The following is a 21,041-nucleotide window of genomic DNA, read 5'->3' as shown; positions in this document are numbered from 1 at the left end:
GTCCACCGTGCTCGTGGTCAAGGCGACCGGGCGCGGCACCTACTGCCGTACCCGCACCGACCGCTACGGCTTCCCCCGGCTACGGCTCCCCCGGATCAAGCAGGTCAAGGGGTTCGCCACCGGCGACCTGGTCCGCGCGACCGTCCCGACCGGCAAGAAGGCCGGAGTTCACACCGGGCGGGTCGCGGTCCGCAGCACCGGCAGTTTCAACATCGCCACCCGGCACGGCCTCGTGCAGGGCATCGGCCACCGCCACGTCCGCCTGCTCCAGCGAGCCGACGGCTACGGCTACACCACCCACCCGGAAACGCGGCACCGTGCCGCGTTTCCTTCCCCGCCTGAAGGCGGGGGTCTCCACGCTGGAGGTATCCGATGAGCACTCCCTTCACCCCCGAAGCGGTCGAGGCCATCAAGCGCCACATGAACGACGATCACGCTGACGACGCGCTACTGATCTGCAAGGGCCTCGGCGGACAGCCCGAGGCCACCGGCGCGACGACGACCGGTGTCGACGCCGAGGCGATCGAGTTCGCCGCCGTGGTCGGCGGGCTTGAGATTCCGGTCCGGGTCCCGTGGAGCGGCACGCTGACCGAACGCGCGCAGGTCCGTACGGAGGTCGTCCGCCTCTATCGGGACGCCTGTGCGGCCCTTGGCGTCCCTGCCCGCGGCGAGCACTGACCGGGAGTCTCCTCGGTCCGAGACCCTGCCGGCCGGCGCCGGGCGCGGCGGTCGTGAGGATCGGCGGGCCGGTCACCGGAGCCGATCCCGGTCGCGGACCTTCGCTTTCCGCTGCCCCGGGGCACTGCCCGGAGCCTGCCCGGGGCACCGCCCTGGAGGCGCTGGTCGGGAGCCGGGGCCGGCGTGAAGCGGGGCCGGTGATTACGGCGCCGGCCGGGGTTTTATTCGGATGACCTTATTCGTTGGATTTCCCTGGTTTTTCACACCTTGAATGGATTTTCGCCCGGAACTTCCAGCTGGAGGAGGCGACGAAGGGACAAGTCCGAAAACAGGAGAGGCTGATGGGGCCGTTGGTGACAGTCGGGTCAATGCCAGGACTGATCGTGGCATTCGTGGAAAGCTCCCAGATGCTGAAATTTCCTGAAATAAGGAGGCGCGGTGAAACCGCGAGCCCTTGTGCTGGCGCCAATGCGAGGTCCGGAGTGGGACCGTCTGAGAGAGCTGATCGACGTCCACTACGACCCGGCTGAGCACGGTCCGTACCAGGCTGCCGACCTCGCCCGGCGGCTCGCGGACATCGGGGCGCGCATCCTCATCACCGAGTCCGACGAGGTCGCGGGCCCGGTGCTGGATCTTCCCCTGCTGGTGGTGGGCTGCGCCCGCGGCGACGCGGGGAATGTGGACCTCGGCACGGCCACCGACAGGGGCATTCCCGTCCTCTGCGCCCCGGGGCGCGACGCCGACGCGGTGGCCGAGCTCACCCTCGCCCTGATCCTCGCGGTGACCCGCCGGGTGGCGGTCGGCGACCGGGAGATCCGCTACGGCATGGTCTCCTACCGGCGGCACCGCGCGTGGGAGCTCGCGGGCCGGACCGTCGGCCTGATCGGCTACGGGGCGGTCGGCCACGCGGTGGCCTGGCGGATGAGGGGGCTGGGCATGCGCGTCATGGTCTACGACCCCGAGGCGGCGGAGAACCGGTACGGCCTCGACGTCCTGCTGGCCCAGGCCGACGTCGTCTCCTTACACGCCCCCGCGTCCGCGAGGCCGCTGATCGGCGCTGTGGAGTTCGCCGCGATGAGGACCGGAGCGATCTTCGTCAACACCTCCGACGCGGCCCTGCACGACATGGACGCCCTGGTCGGAGCGTTGAAGGCGGGCCATCTGGGCGGTGCGGCCCTCGACAGGTTCGCCGGGGACTGGCTCGACCCGTCCCACCCGCTCGCCGACATGGACAACGTGGTGCTCACTCCGCACCTGGGCTCGGGGACCTACGACACCGAGATCAACCACACCCGGATGATCTGCGAGGACATCGTCAGGATCCTCGGCGGGGAAAGCCCGCTGCACTGCGCCAATCCTGGTTTCCAGGGGTGACCTCAGCCCCTCGGCCTCGAGGGGGTCACGGTCCCGGATCCGTGCACCGCGGCTTGACGGGAGGCGACCGCGACACGATCTGGAGTCGTACCGGAAAGGCGCGTCCCGGCCCGGGGGCGGAGGGCCTGGAAAGAGGAGTGCCGGAAAGGGAAGAACCCCGGGCCGCTTCCTCCTGGCTGAGCAGGAGGGCCGGTGGACCAAAGGCGGGATTGCCCGCCCCCGGCGGCCCGGGGTTCCGGTGATTGTCGTGGATTCGCCGAACGTCGCCAGACGCCCGGACAGAGTCCGGTCGCGGCGTCCTAGCGGACAGCCACCTCGCTAGCCCAACTATGATCAACCATTGTTCGGACCACCTCCTTTCGGCGTGCCTGTACGTTATGAAATCTCATGCCGCCGAGGCAAATGAATATTCTCCATCCCCCCGAACTGAGGCTCCGGCCCTAGAGCCGATCCCCTGACCAGGCCCGATGCGGCCTGATGGGAGCGAGGGGCGGGCAAACGATCACAGTTGCTCCGCCGTTGCCGACTTTGAACAAGGCTGCGGTGCATGACGCCATGCGCCGTGCGAGCCCCTGGTCTTCGTGAGGGGCCTCGGGCCGGAGTTCAGGGCAGGGATCGCCGAGCTGCCTCGGTGCGGGGTTCGTCCGGCCAGCCAGGTAGGACGATCAGGATTAATGCCACTTTAATTATAAATTATCCCATCTGGAACATGCGGCCAAGATGCTTTCGCTCGTAGCACCTTGTGATCTTTCCACTGTCAGGAGGCTGGTAGTTGGCCGATCCCGACTCCGTAGGCAATCCGTCAACCATGGCTTACAACCACGATCAGCTGCAGGATCGGGCGGGGCTAGGCTTCGCCGACGTCAGCAGTGATCTTGGCGCCGTGGTCAAACGCGCCCTTGAGGACTTACAGGCCATCGGCCCCCTGCCGAGCGGGGAGGAGGTGGACCAGCGGTTTCTCGAATGGTTCACCCCCAAATGCGAACAGATGCTGACACTGACGGCCGACCTCGCCGGCGCCTACGGTGACATCGGAAAAGGGCTGATCGCGATGAGCCGCAACGTGTTGGAGATCGACTGGGGCTTGGCGAAGAGCCTGGACGCGGTGCCGGACTACACCGACGACGGCCCGGTGAAGCGGGCCGAATCATGATCCCGACGAAGGCTCTTACCATGGTCGGCCTCACCGGGCTGGGCTCCATGGCGGCGCTGAAGATCTACGCCGGCGTCACGGCTCCCGAGATCCCCCCCGACAAGCTGCGGGAGGTCGCGAAGATATTCTTCCGGCTGGCCGACGAGATCGACGGCGGAAGCGGGAAGGACGGCATCGCGGATCAGGCCGACGCGCTGGCCGCCTCGGTGTGGAAGAACTCGGGGAACGAAGGCCAGGGCAACGAGGGCCAGAGCATCGAGGCGTTCCGCCGCGTCTATCAGGGCGCCGTGTCCGTCTACGTGCCACAGCTCGCCAAGGACTGCCGCATCGTGGCCATCGGATGCGAGGCGTACGCGGAGCAGGTCGAGGAGGTCAAAAAAGGCTTCGCCATGTACGAGGACATGATCCTGCAACTCGTGTGGCTCGTGGTGTACCAGCCGATGTCGACCGCCCTCTACGGGTTCGCCGCCGCGCGGATCGCGGCGCTGGCCGCGGCGGCGAGGGGCCTCCAGACCGCCTTCGCCATGAACGTGGCGAGGATCCTGGAGATGACCGTGCCGAAGTACGCCACGACGATGCTCCTCTACCTGGCACTGGACGGCGCGGCCTACGCCGCGGGGTCACTGGGGATGACCAAGATCGCCCAGCTCGACAATGGCCGGCCGATGGGCTCGCTGAAGGAGAACGCGGCCGAATTCGGCAAGATCTTCACCGCGAACAGTGCGTTCAACCTCGGCTACGAGGCGGCCAAGGCACCCCTCGGCAGGGCGCCGACCACTCGCGGCATCGAACTGGGCGCGCGCCTCGTCGGCTCGGGTCTCGCCTACACCCCCACCTACAACCTGTTGGACGACGAGAAGGAGGGCATGACCACGAACGATGAATGGGCGTTCAAAATCACCGGGCACGGCCTGCGCGCGGTCATCTTCCCGCCTGGATGGAAATTTAGGTAACGAAGGAGCACGCTGTGAACCACCCGAACGACGCGATCCTGCGCGTGATGGAGGACGGTCTGAGTGATCTCACCGGCAAGGGCGAGGCCGCCGACGAGATGATCCAAGCCGTCACCGACTCGGCGGGCCGTCTCATGACGCTCACTTTGAATCCGCGCGTCATGCGTATGGACAGCCGGAAGCTGGCGGAAGAGCTCTGCCTGGCCGTACAGCGGGCGCAGGCGGACGGGGAGCGCAAGACGCGGGAGCTGGTCGGCGGAGTACTCGGCTCGCCGATACCGGAGAATCTCACCGATCGCACGCAGTTCTGGGATGGGCTGCGAGGGCTGCGGGAGTCCTTTGACCGGTCGATGACGGAACGGGCGGAGAAGGTCGCGCGACGGCTCCAGGACCTGGACTAGCTCCTCAGGCCCGGCCTTCGGGGCTGTCCGGCGTACGTGTTCCGTGGCGGAGGGCGTTCACCGACATGACGACTGCTCCTAGACTCTGGACATGACCGAGACGTCGTGGCATGAGGAACTGCGGGCCCGTGGTTACCGGGTCACTCCGCAACGCCAGCTGGTGCTTGAGGCGGTCAAGGCCTGCGAGCACGCCACCCCGGAGGAGATCTGCAACCGGGTGCGGGAGACCGCTCGCGGGGTGAACATCTCGACCGTCTACCGGACCCTTGAGCTCCTTGAGGAGCTCGGCATGGTCACCCACTCCCATCTCGGGCACGGTGCCCCCACCTACCACCTGACCTCCGAGGCCGATCACGTGCATCTGGTCTGCCGCGGCTGCGGGGAGATCAGCGAGGTCAGTCCGGATCTGGTGGAGAGCTTCGTCGACAACCTCGACCAGAAGCTCGGGTTCGTCACCGACGTGCACCACCTGACGGTCTTCGGCCGCTGCCGGAACTGCCGCTAGCGGCGGGAACCCGGCCGCCGCCTTCGCGGACGCGGCCGGCCGGGGACCGCGCCGGTGCCGTGGCGGAGGCACACCCGGCCGCGGGGAACCCGGATCGAGGCGTGATCAGTGGAGCGTCGGCACCTCGCCGCCCTCCACCCACTCGACGCCGACTCCGCGCAGGCCCGCCGCCCACGGACCGGCCGTCTCGGCCAGCGCGGCCGCGTCCGGCGGCGTGCGGCCGAGCCCTATCGCGAACCGGGCCATTCCCGGCCCGGTCTCGAACGGCCTGGGCCAGGCGTGCGCGTCCCGTGCCCCCGCGCGTTCCAGGGAGGTGAGCAGCGCACGCACCCGGCCCCGGACGCGGCCCAGCGTCACGGCGAACCTCTCGGCCCGCTCGTCCCGCACGGTCACCACCGCCCATGCGGCGTGCCGCCGGTGCGACGGCGGCGCCGACAGCAACTCCTCCCGGGGGCTCCGGCCGGTCCGCGCCGCCTCCTCCACGATCTCCCAGGCGGTGTAGAGCTCCTGTGCCAGCAGATCCCGCCCGCCGGCGCCGACCTGTTCACTGCACAGGCGGACGGGGGCCGTGGGGGTCGTGACCGACACGGCCGCGCCGGACCCTCCGTCCGGGGGCCCGTCCGGTGCCTCCGGCCACAGGCCGACCGGCCGGCGCCAGTCCCATGCGGCCCAGGTACCGAAGAAGTGCCGGAGCAGGTCGCCGGGAGGAAGATCCCCGGATTCGCACACCGTCCGCGCCGCGAGGATGGTCCAGGCCAGGCCCGGCAACCCGCCGAACGGGGCCGAGTCCAGCCCGCGCGCCCTCGCCCATGCCTTCACCTCCCGGGCCAGCCCGGCGAAGGCGGCGCGGTTCGCGCCGACCGCGGCGAGCACGGCGTCGGCGTCGCTGACCGCGCTCAATGCGATCGCCGAGGCCTCGTCCAGCTCCGTACGGCGCGACACCGCCTCGGCGGGGGTGACGCCCGTGACCGCCACGACGGCCAGATCGACGTCCAGACCGTCGATCCGCAACCGGAGGCCGGGCACCCTGGCGCCGATCACACTCCGCAGCCCGATCGCCTCCGGCAGTGCCGCCCGCACCCGCGCCTCGACGTCCGCGGGGGCGACCGCCGCGGGCAGCGCCACCACCAGGTCCAGGTCCGCGTCGGCCAGGGCGCAGCCCAGGCGTCGCGACCCGGTGACGTGAACGACCCCCTCGGCCAGCGAGACCCGCAGCCGCGCCACGACCTCCCGTGCCACGGCGGCGCCGTGACGTTCCCGCGCCTCGGAGCCGTCCTTCGCGCGGGCGCCGTCCTTTCCCGATCCCGGGGCGTCCCCGGGGGTGCGCGTCGGCTCCGGTGGGCCGTCGGGCGCGCGTGTTCCGTGGTCGAGCCAGCGCACCTCGCCCGTTCCGAGAGCGACGGTCGCCCGGGGCCGCATGGGCTCCTCACCCCGGCGTGACAGCAGGACCAGCTCGCCGACCCGCACCGACCCGCCGCCCAGCCGCGCCGCGCAGTCGGCGACGAGCCGTCCGGGATCCCGGACCCTTCCCAGGGTCAGGTGCGGGGTGTAGCCCGCGGAGCGGCCCCGGCAGCGGGGAAACCCGCGCTCCAGCGCGCCGCGCAGCGCGGCCCACGGTTCGGCTCCGCCCGCGGCCGGGTCGAGCCAGACCGTGGAGCCGTCCCGATGGGAGAAGGCGTGCACGCCCTCCAACCGGGCGGTGAACGGGGGGATCGCGGCCGCGGCGGCGGCCAGCAGGGGGGCCGCCACCTCGAAGTCGGACTCCGGTACGAAACCGAACATCACCGTGACGTGCGGTGGCCACCTGCGGATCTGCGGGTCGTGCTCCCGGCGGATCTCCTGGATCGCCGGCCAGAGCTCCCGCGGTGGGATCCAGACCAGCGCGGTCCGTGCCGTCGGGCGCGCGTCGAGGACGCCGGAGACGCCGTGCCCGCTGCCGCCGATGGCGACGTCGGCGGCGACGGCGTAGTGGTCCGACACGAACAGGCCGTCCGGCGTCGGAACGTCACCCCGTACGGCCGCGGTCGTGACGCGCAGGTCGTGGCCGCGCAGCAGGACCCGGTCGAGCCGGGAGGCGCGGCCGGAGAGCGAGGAGAGGGCCGCCAGCGGATTGACCCGCGGATCGAAGGTGGCGGTCGCATCATCGGGGCCGTGGGCCTCGGTCCAGGCGTCTCGCAGGCCCAGCACCTCGGCGGGCCGGCTCCCGCCGTCGTTGAGATCGCCCAGAAGGATCACATCCCCGTCCACGCCGAGCAGCACCTCGGCGAGCCGGGCGAGCTCGGCCTCGCGCCGGGCGGGGCCGTTGTCGGTGTGGTCGCTGGTCAGATGCGTGGCGGCCACCACGACCGGCCCGGCGGCGGACTCCACCGTGACGGCCGCGACGGCCTTGTGCGGGCCGAGGACGTGCAGGCCCGCCTCTCGAACGGGCAGGCGGGTCAGCAGGAGGAGCCCGGCGTCGTCGACGTCCTGGCCGGCCGGGTCGGTGCTCAGCGTGTAACCGGAGCGGATCCACGGGGTCCGCAGCAGCATGCCGAGCAGCTCGGCCTCGACCTCCTGCAGCGCGATGACGTCCGCGTCGGCCCGCTCCAGCTCCTCCAGCAGCAGCGGCCGGCGCCGCGCGGTGTCCAGCCGGTCGCTGTCGTAGCGGTCCCACAGGGTGTTCCAGGTCAGCACGCGCAGGTGTGCCGTCGTGGACGCGGCCCCGGCCGGTACGGGGGGCGCGGGACGCCAGCCCGCGACCGGATCCCACGCGAACGGCGTCCTGGCCGCGAAGAACGGTGCCCGGAGCCTGCGCGGATTCCGTACCCGGCCGGCCTGCGACGAGTCGATGCGGTCCAGGCCCGCCGACCGGTCCCAGACCGTCTCGCCGTCGGCCTCGACGAACAGGATCCGGTGCCAGGGGATGTCGCCTCCCGGTACGAACGCGGGCAGTGGCACGCGCTTGGGCGAGGCCCCGCGCACGTTGATGCCCAGGACGAACCGCGCCGGGTCGAACCGTGGATCCCAGCGGATCCGGTGGAAGATCTCCTCACTCGTCCGCATGATCATTCCTCATCGCTGTCGAGGGCTCCGGCGACGTCGAGGACGTTCCCCTCCGGCCCGATGTACCACGTGCGGTGCGCCTCTCCCGGATAGGGCGGGGAGAAGCGGCGAAGCTGGGCGGAGAGCACCTCCGGCGGCACCGGGTGCGCACGGCCCACGTTACGCCGGGCCAGCACGTCGCCGGGGACCAGCATGACCGCCTGCGTCGTCAGCGCGTCGCGCCCGCGGGCCACGGTGTGCACCAGGGAGCGCTGGTGCCGGTTCAGGGCCGTGGCGTCCCACACCACGGTTCCGCCGCCGGCCAGGAGCGCGTCGAGCCGGTGCAGGCCCTCGCGGAGGATCGCCGGGTTGGCCCGCTGGTCGGACCGGGACCCCCGGGCCTGGCGCAGGTCGTCGAGCGCGACGACGGCCCCGGCGTCCGGGAGACCGCGGGCGAACGTGCTCTTCCCGCTGCCCGACGGGCCGACCATGACGACGAGCCGGGGAAACCGGCCGGACCGCCAGCGCCCGCTCACCGCCAGGCCGCCCTCGGCCGTGGCGATCCGGCCCAGCGCGTAGGACTCCCGCGTCTCGGCCCAGCACCGGTCCGCCACGTCGGGATCACATCCGTCGAGCGCCTGGCGCAGGCCCAGGCGCAGCGGCTCCAGCGGCGCCTCGCCGAGCAGCCCGGCCTCGTCGGCGTGCAACTCGGACCAGCCGACCTGCTCGCGCGCGTCGGCGGCGTCACCGTCGGCGCGCCCGGTCAGGGCCGCGGCGGCGACCGCGTGCAGGACTCCCAGGTCGGCCGCGGCCGTCAGCCGCACCAGACCGGTCCTGCGCTCCTCGTCGGGGAAGGGGCGGTGCAGGCGGGTGCTCAGCCCGGCCAGGTCGGCGACCCGCCGGGCCAGGGGCATGCCGAGGGGAGCCACCAGGGCGGACGCCAGCCAGGCCCGGCGGGTGCCGTGGAACAGGGTGGCCAGGACGCCCGCCAGCCGGGCGTCCCCAGTCCGGCCGAGCAGGTCGAGCCTGGCGGAGACGTCGGCCACGGCCGCCTCGACGCGCTCGGCGGCGGCCACCGGGATCGCCGGTCCCGCCGGGTCACCGGTCGCCGTGGTCGGCCGTCGCGCCGCTTCCGGGGAGCCTGCCCCCGGCCCCGCCGGATCACCGGCCGTCATCCCCGTCGCCGAGATGAGCGCCGGCAGGTCCGGATCGGCTCCCGAACGCACCTTCCACAGCGCGGCGGCCGGTCCCAGGCCGTTCTCGACGACGGGCGCGAGCATCCAGTGCTCGGTCGTCCGGACATGCCGTGGACGCACCCATTTGGCGATGTGGTGGGCGAATTCCTCCCGGTGGAATCCGGCGGCCGTTCGTACGACGTACCCTTCCCGCCGCGTCGTGTCCAGGCGCAGGGCCCGCAGCGCCCGCTCGTCGAAGGTGCCGCGCCACAGCACCGGCGGAACCGGGATCCCCAGCCGCCGGGTCAGGCGCACCGTCCTGTCCCAGTCGAGGCAGTGGTCACCGTCCCAGATGGAGAAGGCATAGAACCAGCTCTCCAGGTCCCGGTACTCGATCGAGTGCCGGGCGTAGAGGTTCTCGCCGCATACCCGCCGGCCCGGTGGGAGGAACCGGGCGATCCTGCCGTGCAGGGCCTTGACCCACGCGCGGGACGGATGGTGCGCCGAATCCAGCGAGCGGGCGTGCACCCCGTCGGGGTACACGGTGGTGTTCTCCCCGTCGAGCTTCTCGGTGACGACGACCTCCCGGCCGGCCAGCCCCGACAGGCCGTCGGCGCGTACGTCGTCCGAGGTGGCCCCGGGAGACCAGGGCAGGTGAGGGGTGCGGGGGTAGTGCACTCGCATGATCCGCTCCCGATGACGACGTCGCGCTCCGGCGACTGTAGGGGGAGAGGGAGGGGCGGATCCACAGGATAAAGGCGTGGCCCGCGCCCGGATCGTGACGACCGGCGCCGGTCGGCCTCACCGCCGGGGGACTCGCGCACCCGTTGATCCTCCGGAGGCGCTCCGTCCCTGAGCCGCCGCGATCCGTGGGCGCCCCCGAATTCCGCGGGCGCCTCCGGAACCCGTCCCGGGAGCGTGGCGGAGCCGCCGCCGCCCTGCCTGGTGCGGCCTCGTAGGCTGTGTACATGCGAAGCCCTCTGCTGGACACTCCCGGCGCGGTCGCGGCCGACACCCCCGACGCCGATGTCGCCGGACACTACGGTGACCCGTTCGCCGAGCAGCGCGCGCTGCTCGCCGGAGAGGCGATGGTCGACCGGAGCAACCGCGAGGTCATCCGGATCTCCGGGCCCGACCGTCTGAGCTGGCTCAACAGCCTCAGCTCGCAGAAACTCGACGACCTTGAACCTGGTCGGCCCACCGAGACACTGCTGCTGGACGCCCAGGGCAGGGTGGAGCACCACCTCGTCCTTGTCGATGACGGTGCGGCCGTCTGGGCGCATGTCGAGCCGGGCACCGGCGCGGAGCTGGCCGCGTTCCTCGACAAGATGCGGTTCATGCTGAGGGTCGAGGTCACCGACGTGACGGATCGCTACGCCGTGGTCTCCGTGGCCGGACCGGCGCGGCCCGACCTGCCGGCGGGGGCCGTCGCCGTGGGGCGCGACATCCTGCTCCCCCGCGAGGAGCTGGCGGCGGGGCTCGGGCTGAGGCTCGCCGGGCTCTGGGCGTACGAGGCGTTGCGGATCGAGGAGCACCGCCCCCGGCTGGGTTTCGAGACCGACCACAAGACGATCCCGCACGAGGTGGGCTGGATCGGCACGGCCCTGCACCTCAGCAAGGGCTGTTACAAGGGCCAGGAGACCGTGGCCCGCGTCCACAACCTGGGCCACCCCCCGCGCCGCCTGGTCTTCCTGCACCTGGACGGCAGCGTCGACACCCTGCCGAAGCACGGTGCCCCCGTGACGTACGACGGCGCGGAGGTCGGCTCCGTCGGCAGTGCCGCGCGCCACCACGAACTGGGCCCGATCGCGCTGGCCGTGGTCAAGCGGACGGTGCCGGTGGACGCCACGCTGGAGGCCGGCGGGGTGGCCGCGTCCCAGGAGGTCATCGTGCCGCCGGACGCCGGGCGCAACGTCCAGATCGATCCCGCCCTGCGCCGCCGCATCCGCTGACGGCACCGCTTCCGGCCCGGGATCGGCGTGGTCGGGCCACCTCTCGGGCCACCTCTCGGGCGATCTCTTCGGGGCACCGAGCCCCGGAGAGATCGGCTTACCGGGAAAGTCCCGGTCCCGGGGCTCAGACGTCCAGGATCAGGGTGATCGGGCCGTCGTTGGTCAACCCGACCTTCATGTCGGCGCCGAAGACCCCCGTCTCCACGTGGGCGCCCAGCCCGCGCAGTTCGGCGCAGACCGTCTCGACCAGCGGTTCGGCGACCGGACCCGGCGCGGCGGCCTGCCAGGTGGGGCGGCGCCCCTTGCGGGTGTCGCCGTACAGGGTGAACTGGCTGACCACCAGCAGGGGCGCGCCGATGTCGGAGCAGGACTTCTCGCCGGAGAGGATCCGCAGGCCCCAGAGCTTGGCGGCGAGCCTGGCCGCCTGCTCGGGGGTGTCGGTATGGGTCACGCCGACCAGGACCAGCAGTCCCGGCTCGTCGATCGCCCCGACCGTCACGCCGTCCACCACCACTGACGCGGAACTCACCCGCTGCACGACCGCACGCATGCCTCCCATCATCCCGTGCCTCCCGACCTCCCTAGACTCTGGGCGAAAGGAGACAAAGGTGTCTGCTGAGTCATTGTTCGTCGAGGTCGTCCGCTCGGGGTTCGTGGAGTCCACCCATCGGGCGCGGATGCTCGCCGTCGCCGCCGACGGCTCCCTGGTGAGGGTGCACGGGGCGGTGGACGCGCCGGCCTCGCCGCGCTCGTCGATGAAGCCCCTACAGGCGCTCGCCATGGTCCGCGCCGGGCTCCTCCTGGAGGGGGAGTTGCTCGCGCTGGCGTGCGCGAGCCACGCGGGTGAGCCGTTCCACGTGGACGGGGTACGCGAGATCCTGGCCGGGGCCGGGCTGGCCGAGAGCGCGCTGGGCTGCCCGGAGGACCTGCCCGAGCACGCCGCCTCCCGGGAGGAGGTGTTGCGCTCCGGAGGGAGCCGGGCCAGGGTCTACATGAACTGCTCGGGCAAGCACGCGGCGATGCTCGCCACCTGCGTGGTCAATGACTGGCCGGTGGAGACCTACCTCGACCAGACCCATCCGCTGCAGCGGGCGATCCGCGCCACGGTCGAGGAGCTGACCGGCGAGCGTGTCGCGGCCGGCGGGGTGGACGGCTGCGGCGCCCCGCTGTTCTTCATCTCGATGCTGGGCGTGACCCGGGCGTTCCGCGCACTGGTCCTGGCCGAGCCGGGCACTCCGGAGCGCCGGATCGCGGATGCCTTCCGGGCCCACCCCGAATGGACGTCGGGCACCACCCGCCCCGAGGCCCGGCTGATGCGGGCGATTCCCGGGCTGATGGTCAAGATCGGTGCGGAGGCGTTCGACGCCTTCGCCTTCGGCGACGGGCGTTCGGGGACCGTCAAGATCGAGGATGGTGGCCAGCGCGCCCGGGTTCCGGTCACCGTCGCGGCCCTGCGGGCGCTCGGCTTCGAGGGCCCCGAGCTCGACGAGCTGGCCACCGGGGTGCTGCTCGGCGGCGGGCGTCCGGTGGGGGAGATCCGCGTGCGGTAGTGATCAGCACAGGTCTCCCGGTGCCCCGCCGACGAGGTCAAAGGGAGCGGAACTGGCGGGTGGTGGAGATCGCGCCGGAGGTGGTCATGGTGAAGGTCCGCATCGAGTCGGCGAACCTGGACAGGTCCCACTCGGCCGGGCCGTGGTACCAGTACAGGTTGTCGGCCTGCTGACCGTTGCCGGTGACCGAGGAGACCACGCGGGCCCAGCGGTCGACGCTGTCGAAGATCACGGCGTAGGGCAGGTAGCGGGAGAACAGCTCCACCCGCTGGGCCGTCGGCACGTCATCGGTGATGTCACCGCCGGACAGGTACTCCTTGAACCCCAGGGTGTGGGCGAGCGCTCCCGCACCCTTGGCGGTCTTGGCCGGCATGTACTGGCCGCCCGCCGCCAGGGCGGCACCGGCGATGATCAGGGCCAGGCCGAGCAGTCCGTACGTGGTGAGCCAGGCCAGCGCGAAGGTGGTGAGGACGCCGAGCACGGTGAGGAGCACGCCGAGGGTCGTCCAGCGGGTGCGGACGGTGTCGGGGCGGCGGGCGAACCAGCCCTGCTTGACCACGTCGCGGTAGAGCGCCTCGCGGACCTTGCCGAGCTTGGCGCCGAACGATCCCCGGAGTTCCGAGAGCAGCACCGTGTCGCGGCCGTCGAAGATGGCGTCGTAGAGCTCCAGCTCGTAGGCCATCAGCGAGGAGACCTGGGCGGCGGGCAGCCGTACGAGCCTCCAGTCGGGTGTCTCGTACGTCTGCCGGGGCTGCTCGTCGATCCTGAGGTAGCCCCGGACGGCCAGGTCGACGATCGTGGCGGTCACGTCGATCACGTCGGCCTGCTCGTCCATGAGGGTGCCGATCTGACCGGGGCGGACGCCGTCCGGCGGGGCGAAGTGGCCGTTCTCGACGCCGCTGAGCGAGCCCGACTCGTGGCCGACCACGCGGGCGTCCCGGCCTCGCGTCCAGTAGAGGAGGGCGAGGCCACCGAGCATCAGAAGAAGCAGGGCGGCCAGCGCGCCGCCGGTCACGGCGTTGAGGGTGAAGGCGTTGGACAGCTCGAAGCGGCGCGCCAGGATCGGCGCGCCCTTGGTGGCGGCGGCGGGGTAGCCGATGACCACGGTGAGCACCTCGCCGGCGCCCAGGCCCTGCTGCCCGAACTCGGCGGCGACGCCCGTGTGGCCCATGGATGCCTCGGTACAGGCGATCGCCGAGGTCAGGGGGCCGGCGAAGCACGACAGGTGCTGCAGCGCGGCCGGGCCGCTCACGGTGACCCTGGCCTGCTCGACCGGGACGGACCAGCCGCCCACGGCGTACCAGCGTAGTTCCTGGGCGTCGGTGAGCGGAGTGATGGTGCCCCTGACGTCGTACTCCAGGACGGCGCTGCCCGTGCCCTTCAGGGTGATGGTGCCGCCGGTCAGAGTGGCGTCGCCCTTCAGATCGGTGACCTGGTAGAGCCGGTCGCTGCGATTGTCGTAGCGGGTCCGGTCGACGAGGTCGCGCGACGGCGCGTCGCCCTCGAAGATGACCTCTTCCTTGACATGAAGCACCCCGTCCTGCCGGAGCTCCATCTGGACCGTCGTGCTCGTCACCTTGCCGTCCTGGGGGGCCTGGGGGGACGCGGAAACGGTCGCGAGGGCAGGGGAGGCGCTGACCAGCGACGCGAGGATGGCCGTCGCGGCCAGGCTTCCGGCTGCTCGGTGCGAGAAAGATGCCGCCATGGGTCGGGAGCCTATCGAGAAGCACCGAGCCGTGATGATCGGCCTCATATCCATTTCTTCACGCCCGTAAACCCATATGTGTGTGTATCCGCTAGATTGCCGCCCGAAGATCCACTCTTTGGAGAGGCGGTCGCATGCGCCCACGAAGGTCGAACCCGCTGGCCTTTGGCGTTCTGGGTATTCTCGCCCTGGCGTTCGCCGGGGTCGTGGTGATCGCCGGCCTGGCCGGTGGCGAGGAGGCCGAGAGTCCGGCCGGTCCCGGGACGGCCCCGGTGGCGACCGGGAAGGCCGTCCCCACGCAGACCGGCGAGGTCGAGATCACTCCGCCGACCTTCACCCCGCCGCGGAAGCTGAACCTCGGCTCGCTGGGGGACACCGAGATCGTGCCGGCCGCCGCGGAGCGGAGCATGGCCGTCGACCTCCGCTACATGCGCCGTTCCGACACCGCGGCCCGGCTCAAGCGCAACCCGCTGTACGGCACCGGCCTGATGCGCCCCACCTCCTGCCGCGCTCCTCGGCCCTCGACCGACCCCGGCGACATGCTCGCCTACCTCAACGCCGTCACCGGCTGTCTGGACCGGGCGTGGAGCGCGAAGTTCTCCCAGGCCGGAGCGGTCTTCCTGCTGCCGAGCAAGGTCTACTGGTCCCGTGCGGGACGCGGGCCCTGCGGGGTCTATCCCAACCCCGACGCCTCCGCCTACTACTGCCCGGCCAACCGGGGCATGTACATCGGCCTGAGTCATGTGATCCAGCAGAGCGGCCAGGTCGACCCCGCCCAGAACCATGTGCCCTACCTGACCGTGCTCGCCCATGAGTACGCCCACCACGTGCAGTCCATGGCGGGCATCGGCGGGGCCTGGTGGTGGGAGGTCTCCACCAGGTCCCGCGAGGCGCAGGACGCGCACTCCCGTCGCCACGAGCTTCAGGCGCAGTGTCTCGCCGGGGCCTTCGCCCGAACCGTGCGGGTCCCGCTGGGTATCACCGGCGCCCGCTGGCAGCAGGTGCTGCGGACGGACTACGGGCGCGGCGACGACCGGAACGGCAACCTCCGGCGCGACCACGGCAACGGCGAGCACTACGCCGCCTGGCTCCACCAGGGCTGGAAGTACGCCCGGATCGCCTACTGCAACACCTGGGTCGTCCCTCCCTCCCAGGTCAGCTGACCCGCTCCCGCCGAACGGGCAGGCCGCTCGGAAAGGCTTCCGGGCCCCGTGATGCCACCGGGTCCGGCTTCTCCGCTTTCCGAGTCCGGCTACCGGCGGACATCTACAATCAGTCGGCAGTCCGACGTCCCCCGAGGTGGCATGCGCACGCCCGCACGTAGACGACCGTGGGCGTTCGCGGTCGCGCTTGTTGTAGCGATTTCCTGTCTTATTTCGGGATGTGTCCCTGAGGGGGGCACGGTCGTACCGGTGACGCTGGGTGCCGAACTCCCCGCCTCGGCCACCCCGTCCCCCCCGAGCCAGGCGCCACTCGTCATGATCATCGGTGACAGTTTCACGGTCGGGTCGGGGCCGGTACAGGGATGGGACGGCTACGCGGCACATGTCGCCCGGCAGCTGGGCTGGCAGCTGATCACCGCGGGCGCCGCAGGAACGGGCTTCGTCAACCCGGGCAGGGTGGGCCGGACCTTCCAGCAGTCCTTCGTCAAGGAGCTCTCCTGGCGTCCGGAGCCCGACCTGCTGATCGTCTCCGGTGGGCGTAACGACCGCCGGATCGGGGCCGCCAGGATCGAGGGGGCGGTGGTCCGCCTGCTGGAGCTGGTCAGGCGGCAGTGGCCGCACACCAGGATCGTGCTGGTCGGCCCGATCTGGATGACGAGGGCTCCCCGATGGGCCTACCGGGTGAGGGAGGCCGTCTCGACCGCGGCCGACCGGCTGGAGGTGCCCTTCCTCGACCCGTTCGAACCGCTCGGCCCACACGGCCGGGGCTGGGGCAGAGGGGCGGTGCTGCCCGACGGCGTCCATCCCACCCTCGTGGGCCATCTGCGCCTCTCCCGCTGGATGGTCGCCAGGCTGCACGAGTACGGCATCGATGCCCGTCCCCTCTGACCCGTGCCGCCCGCGGCCTTGGCCGGCGGTGCGAAAAGCGGTCCGTCCGTTCACGGCGGCGGGACCGGGAGCCGCAGGTTCGGTGGCTCGCCCGGTCCTCGTGGATTGCGGCTCCTCGGGGTACATAAAGGACATTCCACCCCAAAGTGACTCATAATAGTTTAATGTCCGCCATAACTAGACAAGAATAGTGTAAAAGCCTTGAATCGTTGTTTGTGGGCAGACATGGCAGGAAACTATGACAATCAGGGATGGCTCATGTCTGGTCATCTCAGGCGATTTTCGGCCGATCTAGAAAAAGCCGGAAATTAGGGTAACTGAACCTTTCGAGGGGAAACACAATGCCCAAGTCCAAGAGTGTTATCGCAGGGCTCGCGATCAGTGCGGCGCTGACCGGTGGGGCTGTCGGTATGGGTGCGGCGACCACCGCAACGAGCGCCGGCGCGACCACCGCCACGGTCACCGCCGCGGCCTTCCCGACCTGGGGCGGTGGCTGCGGGCGCCGCTGCGGCTGCGGCGGCGGCGGCTGTGGCGGCTGGGGCGGCCACCGCCACCGCCACCACAGCCGCGTCAGGGTGACCATCAACAACCACAACAACAACTTCAACCACCTGAGCAACAGGAGCGGTGGTTCCGGCTTCCGTGGCTTCGACGACGAGGACTAGGCCTTCCGGCCGTCCAACCGTGGCCGCGCTCTGATCGGGGTGCGATGCGGGGCCGGGGCATCCGGGATGTCGAAGACATTCGAGATGTGAGGCCATTCGCGGCCGGATCCGCGATTTCGTGCGGCTCCGGAAGCGACGCCAAGAGATAGGGATCCGGTATTCACCGGGACCGTGTTTTTCCACAGAGAAACGCCGCCCCGAACCGAGGGCACGGAAACCCGGGAAGAATCTCTTCGGGATCCTGACTCTCAACACAGTGCGAGTTGTTGTTTCTCACAGGATTACCGGCGGCGGCGCCGCGGTTTTCGAACCGCGGTGTCGCCGCCTCGCGCTGTCCGGCTTCCTTCGCGTCATTATCGATCTTGAGGCGGGAAGCCCCGTGACGCGGTGTGAACCGGCCACGGGGCCCGTGAGACCGACGCTGGACCGCCGGTCCGCGTACCGCTAGGAGATGGTGGGGGTGGGTGGGGTGCCGCTTCCGCTCCAGCTGCCGATGAAGCCGAAGGTGGTGGATCCGCCGGCGGGGATGGAGCCGTTCCAGGCGGCGTTGGTGAAGGTGAAGGCCGGGGGAGCGGAGGACAGGGTGGAGCTCCAGGACTGGGTGATGTTCACGCCCGAGGGGTAGGTCAGGACCGTCTTCCAGCTGGTGACGGCGGAGGGGCAGCTCACGGTGACCTCGCTCTGGAAACCGCCCTGCCAGGAGTTGACCGTCTTGTAGGTGGAGGTGCAGGGGCCGCCGGGCTGCCCGGCGAGGGTGGTGAAGGTCACCGCCGCGGAGGCGGTCGAGGTGTTCCCCGCCGCGTCACGGGCGACGACGGTGACGCTGTAGGCGGTCTGCGGGCTGAGGCCGGTCAGCGTGATGGAGTTGGTGGCCGACGAGCCGAGCCTGGTGCTTCCCCGGTAGACGTCGTAGCCGGTCACCGCGCGGTTGTCGGTGGAGGCGGTCCAGTTGAGGGTCGCTCCAGAGGAGGTGATGGCCGAGGCGACCGGAGTGCCCGGCCTGGTCGGGGCCTCGGTGTCCGGGGTGGTGGTGCCACCGGCCAGCGCGTCGTGCACCGCCGTGTAGGCGGGCTTCTTGGCGTAGTTCGCGTCGTAGATCAGGGCCGCGCCCTCGCTGGGGAAGGTGTCGGGGACCCATGAGTACTTGTCGGTGAAGCCCCAGAGCGTGATGCCCGCGCACTGGGTCACCGCCAGGCAGGCGTTGACGACGTCGCGGTAGTAGGTGGCCTGCTGGGTGTCCTTGGCCGCGTCGCGGGGCATCTGGATCCGGACGTCGATCTCGGTGAACCTGACCTGGACGCCGAGGTCGGCGAAGCGCTGGAGGTTCTGCTGGACCTGGCCGGGGAAGCCGTACTGGGTGGCCAGGTGCCCCTGGAACCCGACGCAGTCGACCGGCACGTTCTGCGCCCGCAGCGTCCGCACCAGGTTGTACATCGCGGTGCTCTTGGCGTTGACGCCCTCGACGTTGTAGTCGTTGATACAGAGCCTGGCGTCAGGGTCGGCGGCCCGGGCGGCCCGGAAGGCATCGGCGATGTAGGTGTCGCCGAGCTTCTGGTACCAGAACGAGTTGCGCATGTTGCCGTTGTCGTCGAAGACCTCGTTCACGACGTCCCAGGAGACGACCGTGGGGTTGGCGGCGTAGCGGCCGGCGACCTTGGCGATGTGGTTCTGCATCGCGGAGCGCATGTCGGTGGCGCTGAGATTCTGCACCCAGCTCGGCGTCTGGCTGTGCCAGACCAGCGTGTGCCCGTGCACCTGCTGGTTGTTCTGCGTGGCGAAGTTGACGACGGCGTCCGCTCCGGTCCAGTTGAACTGGTTCTGGCTGGGTTCGGTGGTGTCCCACTTCATGACGTTCTCGGCGGTGATCTGGTTGAACTCGGTCGCCGCGATGTTGCGGTAGGAGGTCTCGTTCGCCAGCGGGGAGGTGGCGACCGCGGCGCCGATGAACTTGCCGCGCGCGGCGGCGTGTTCGCGCAGGGAGGCGGAGGCGTGGGCCGGGGTGGCGGGCAGGACGGCGACGGCTGCCGTGACGAGCGGGAGCAGGGCGATCGCCCCTGCCGAGATCGCTTTGCGGAGGCTGGACATGGGGGGTCCTCTCTGAGGGCCGGGAAGATCCGGCCTAGTGATTAGAAAATTTGCGAGAAGGTACCGAAACTTTCGGAAACGGTCCGGGGAGAGGGGGCACGGCAGGTGAGCCGTACCCCCTTGCCCCGGCCGCACCGGGTTCTCGTACGGGAGGGTCGCTCGCGCGGGAGAACTCCGTGCGGGTGGGGACTGTGGGTGGGCTAGGAGATGGTGGGGGTGGGTGGGGTGCCGCTTCCGCTCCAGCTGCCGATGAAGCCGAAGGTGGTGGATCCGCCGGCGGGGATGGAGCCGTTCCAGGCGGCGTTGGTGAAGGTGAAGGCCGGGGGAGCGGCGGACAGGGTGGAGCTCCAGGACTGGGTGATGTTCACGCCCGAGGGGTAGGTGAGAACGGTCTTCCAGCCGGTGACGGCGGCGGTGCACTTGACGGTGACCTCGCCCTGGAAACCGCCCTGCCAGGAGTTGACCGTCTTGTAGGTGGAGGTGCAGCCGCTCGGCGGGGCCGAGGTGGTGGTGAAGGTGGTGGTGTTGGAAGCGGGGGAGGTGTTCCCGGCCGCGTCCCTGGCCACCACGTGGACGGTGTAGGAGGTCTGCGCGCTGAGCCCGGTCAGGGTGATCGAGTTCGTCGCCGAGGAGCCGAGCTTGGTGGTGCCCTGGTAGACGTCGTAGCCGGTGACGGCGCGGTTGTCCGTCGAGGCGGTCCAGGTCAGCGTGGCGCCGCTCCCGGTGATCGCGGAGGTGGTGGGCGTGCCCGGCTTGGTCGGCGCCTCGGTGTCGGGGGTGGTGCTCCCACCGTAGATCTTGGCCTCGACGGAGGTCTGTGCGATGCCGTTCGCGCCGTTGAAGAGCCGCTGGCCCCAGCTGGTGAGGCTGGCGGCGTTGAAGTTGGTCACCTGGTCGAGGTACTCGACGCCGCCGCCGTTGCCGCTCCACGACCAGCCGAGGTAGCCGATGCCCCTGGCCTGGGCCTGGGCCATGATCGTGTCCTCGTCGGGGTTGCCGTCCGAGTGGTCGAAGCCGAACTCGCCGACGACCAGGGGCAGCCCGGCGGTCTGGAAGCTCTGCATGTAGCCGGTGACCTCGGCGGCGGTGTCGAACACGCCGTACATGTGGATGGAGAAGACGGTGTTGCGCTGCGAGTCGGCGGCGAAGACGGTGGCCGCGTTGTCGCGCATGGTGAAGCCCCAGTCCTGGCCCCAGTTGGGCGCGTCGACCATGATCAGGTGCTGGAAGCCGTTGCTCCGCAGCCGGGAGATCGCGGACGAGGTGGCCTGGGTCCAGCCGGGGGTGGTCGCGTTGTTGCCGAAGGGCTCGTTGCCGATGTTGAGGACCACGTAGTCCTCCTGGCCGACGATCGCGCTCTTGACGCTGATCCAGTAGTCCACGGCCTGGTCGAGGGTGTAGGCGCCGCTCTGCTCGCCGTACCCGGTGGTGTCGTGGTTCTCCAGCACGCAGATGAGCTTGTTCTGCTTGCAGAGCGAGACCACGTTCGCCACGTCGGAGACGCCGTTGGCGGTCCACCGGCCGCCGCTGAGCACCACCCGGACCGTGTTCGCGCCGAGCGACTTGATACCCGCGAACGAGGCGGTCTGGGACGGGTACCAGGTGTGCGCGTGGCTGGTACCCCGCATGACGAACGTGTTGCCGTTCGACTCAACGATCTTCGTACCGCTCACGCGGAGACCGACGGCGGCGTGGGCGGGTGGGATCGAGACGAAGAACGAGAGCAGGAGCGCCGCGAGCAGCGCCAGGCTTCTGAAACGCATGACCTACCTC

Annotated in this window: 17 protein-coding genes and 1 pseudogene; 12 read left to right on the top strand and 6 right to left on the bottom strand. The window is 70.6% G+C overall.

All coding sequences use genetic code 11. From position 1 onward, the window contains the following. The 7 genes and pseudogenes from ACWD3H_RS37485 to ACWD3H_RS37455 form a co-directional block, all read left to right on the top strand. Window positions 1-376: pseudogene (locus ACWD3H_RS37485) on the top strand (hypothetical protein); the annotation flags it as partial. Continuing rightward, window positions 373-678: a DUF2470 domain-containing protein gene (locus tag ACWD3H_RS37480; protein WP_355557251.1), complete on the top strand. Its 306-nt coding sequence runs from the start codon at window positions 373-375 to the stop codon at window positions 676-678. The pseudogene ACWD3H_RS37485 and the gene ACWD3H_RS37480, both read left to right, overlap by 4 nt. Window positions 679-1,116: 438 nt before the next feature. After that, complete coding sequence (locus ACWD3H_RS37475) at window positions 1,117-2,052, top strand: NAD(P)-dependent oxidoreductase (protein WP_451958371.1); 936 nt, start codon at window positions 1,117-1,119, stop codon at window positions 2,050-2,052. A gap of 772 nt (window positions 2,053-2,824) precedes the next feature. Then, window positions 2,825-3,205, top strand: a complete 381-nt coding sequence (locus tag ACWD3H_RS37470) for a hypothetical protein (protein WP_355557257.1) — start codon at window positions 2,825-2,827, stop codon at window positions 3,203-3,205. Between the two features lie 20 nt (window positions 3,206-3,225). Next, window positions 3,226-4,158 (top strand): WXG100-like domain-containing protein, encoded by a 933-nt coding sequence (locus ACWD3H_RS37465; protein WP_451958370.1) that lies wholly within the window; start codon window positions 3,226-3,228, stop codon window positions 4,156-4,158. A gap of 14 nt (window positions 4,159-4,172) precedes the next feature. Beyond that, window positions 4,173-4,559 carry a YbaB/EbfC family nucleoid-associated protein gene (locus ACWD3H_RS37460; RefSeq protein WP_451958369.1) on the top strand — a complete coding sequence of 129 codons (387 nt, stop codon included), beginning with the start codon at window positions 4,173-4,175 and terminating at the stop codon, window positions 4,557-4,559. A gap of 91 nt (window positions 4,560-4,650) precedes the next feature. Further along, window positions 4,651-5,064, top strand: coding sequence for a Fur family transcriptional regulator (locus ACWD3H_RS37455; RefSeq protein ID WP_030924489.1), 414 nt, complete (start codon window positions 4,651-4,653; stop codon window positions 5,062-5,064). 105 nt (window positions 5,065-5,169) lie between these two features. On the opposite strand, the gene ACWD3H_RS37450 is transcribed toward ACWD3H_RS37455, so the two are convergent. Further along, on the bottom strand, window positions 5,170-8,106 hold the full coding sequence (locus ACWD3H_RS37450; protein ID WP_451958368.1) for a poly(A) polymerase: 2,937 nt from the start codon (window positions 8,104-8,106) through the stop codon (window positions 5,170-5,172). A 2-nt stretch (window positions 8,107-8,108) separates the two neighbouring features. Then, window positions 8,109-9,944 carry an RNA ligase family protein gene (locus ACWD3H_RS37445; protein WP_451958367.1) on the bottom strand — a complete coding sequence of 612 codons (1,836 nt, stop codon included), beginning with the start codon at window positions 9,942-9,944 and terminating at the stop codon, window positions 8,109-8,111. 284 nt (window positions 9,945-10,228) lie between these two features. On the opposite strand from ACWD3H_RS37445, the gene ygfZ reads away from it, so the two are divergent. Then, window positions 10,229-11,212 (top strand): CAF17-like 4Fe-4S cluster assembly/insertion protein YgfZ, encoded by a 984-nt coding sequence (gene ygfZ, locus ACWD3H_RS37440; protein WP_350911196.1) that lies wholly within the window; start codon window positions 10,229-10,231, stop codon window positions 11,210-11,212. Between the two features lie 124 nt (window positions 11,213-11,336). Here the strand turns inward: ygfZ and dtd are convergent, their stop codons facing one another. Then, a complete protein-coding gene (gene dtd, locus ACWD3H_RS37435) occupies window positions 11,337-11,762 on the bottom strand; it encodes a D-aminoacyl-tRNA deacylase (RefSeq protein WP_350911198.1) in 426 nt (141 codons plus the stop codon). Between the two features lie 58 nt (window positions 11,763-11,820). On the opposite strand from dtd, the gene ACWD3H_RS37430 reads away from it, so the two are divergent. Further along, a complete protein-coding gene (locus tag ACWD3H_RS37430; protein ID WP_451958366.1) occupies window positions 11,821-12,762 on the top strand; it encodes an asparaginase in 942 nt (313 codons plus the stop codon). Window positions 12,763-12,799: 37 nt separating this feature from the next. Here ACWD3H_RS37430 and ACWD3H_RS37425 read toward each other — a convergent pair whose 3' ends face one another. Further along, complete coding sequence (locus ACWD3H_RS37425; RefSeq protein WP_451958365.1) at window positions 12,800-14,467, bottom strand: DUF2207 domain-containing protein; 1,668 nt, start codon at window positions 14,465-14,467, stop codon at window positions 12,800-12,802. 134 nt (window positions 14,468-14,601) lie between these two features. Here ACWD3H_RS37425 and ACWD3H_RS37420 point away from each other — a divergent pair, with 134 nt between their 5' ends. From ACWD3H_RS37420 to ACWD3H_RS37410, 3 genes are all read left to right on the top strand, one after another. Next, complete coding sequence (locus ACWD3H_RS37420; RefSeq protein ID WP_451958364.1) at window positions 14,602-15,630, top strand: neutral zinc metallopeptidase; 1,029 nt, start codon at window positions 14,602-14,604, stop codon at window positions 15,628-15,630. 249 nt (window positions 15,631-15,879) lie between these two features. Next, window positions 15,880-16,518, top strand: a complete 639-nt coding sequence (locus ACWD3H_RS37415; RefSeq protein WP_355627203.1) for an SGNH/GDSL hydrolase family protein — start codon at window positions 15,880-15,882, stop codon at window positions 16,516-16,518. Between the two features lie 341 nt (window positions 16,519-16,859). After that, window positions 16,860-17,183, top strand: coding sequence for a hypothetical protein (locus ACWD3H_RS37410; protein WP_451958363.1), 324 nt, complete (start codon window positions 16,860-16,862; stop codon window positions 17,181-17,183). A gap of 444 nt (window positions 17,184-17,627) precedes the next feature. Here ACWD3H_RS37410 and ACWD3H_RS37405 read toward each other — a convergent pair whose 3' ends face one another. Both ACWD3H_RS37405 and ACWD3H_RS37400 read right to left on the bottom strand, forming a co-directional pair. Beyond that, complete coding sequence (locus ACWD3H_RS37405; protein WP_451958362.1) at window positions 17,628-19,268, bottom strand: endo-1,4-beta-xylanase; 1,641 nt, start codon at window positions 19,266-19,268, stop codon at window positions 17,628-17,630. A 200-nt stretch (window positions 19,269-19,468) separates the two neighbouring features. After that, on the bottom strand, window positions 19,469-21,031 hold the full coding sequence (locus tag ACWD3H_RS37400) for a cellulase family glycosylhydrolase (RefSeq protein WP_451958361.1): 1,563 nt from the start codon (window positions 21,029-21,031) through the stop codon (window positions 19,469-19,471). Window positions 21,032-21,041: the final 10 nt, after the last annotated feature.

This window comes from Streptosporangium sp. NPDC002607, from assembly GCF_053592655.1.
Note: the sequence above shows the minus strand (reverse complement) of the source record. Positions and strands in the feature narration are given on the sequence as shown.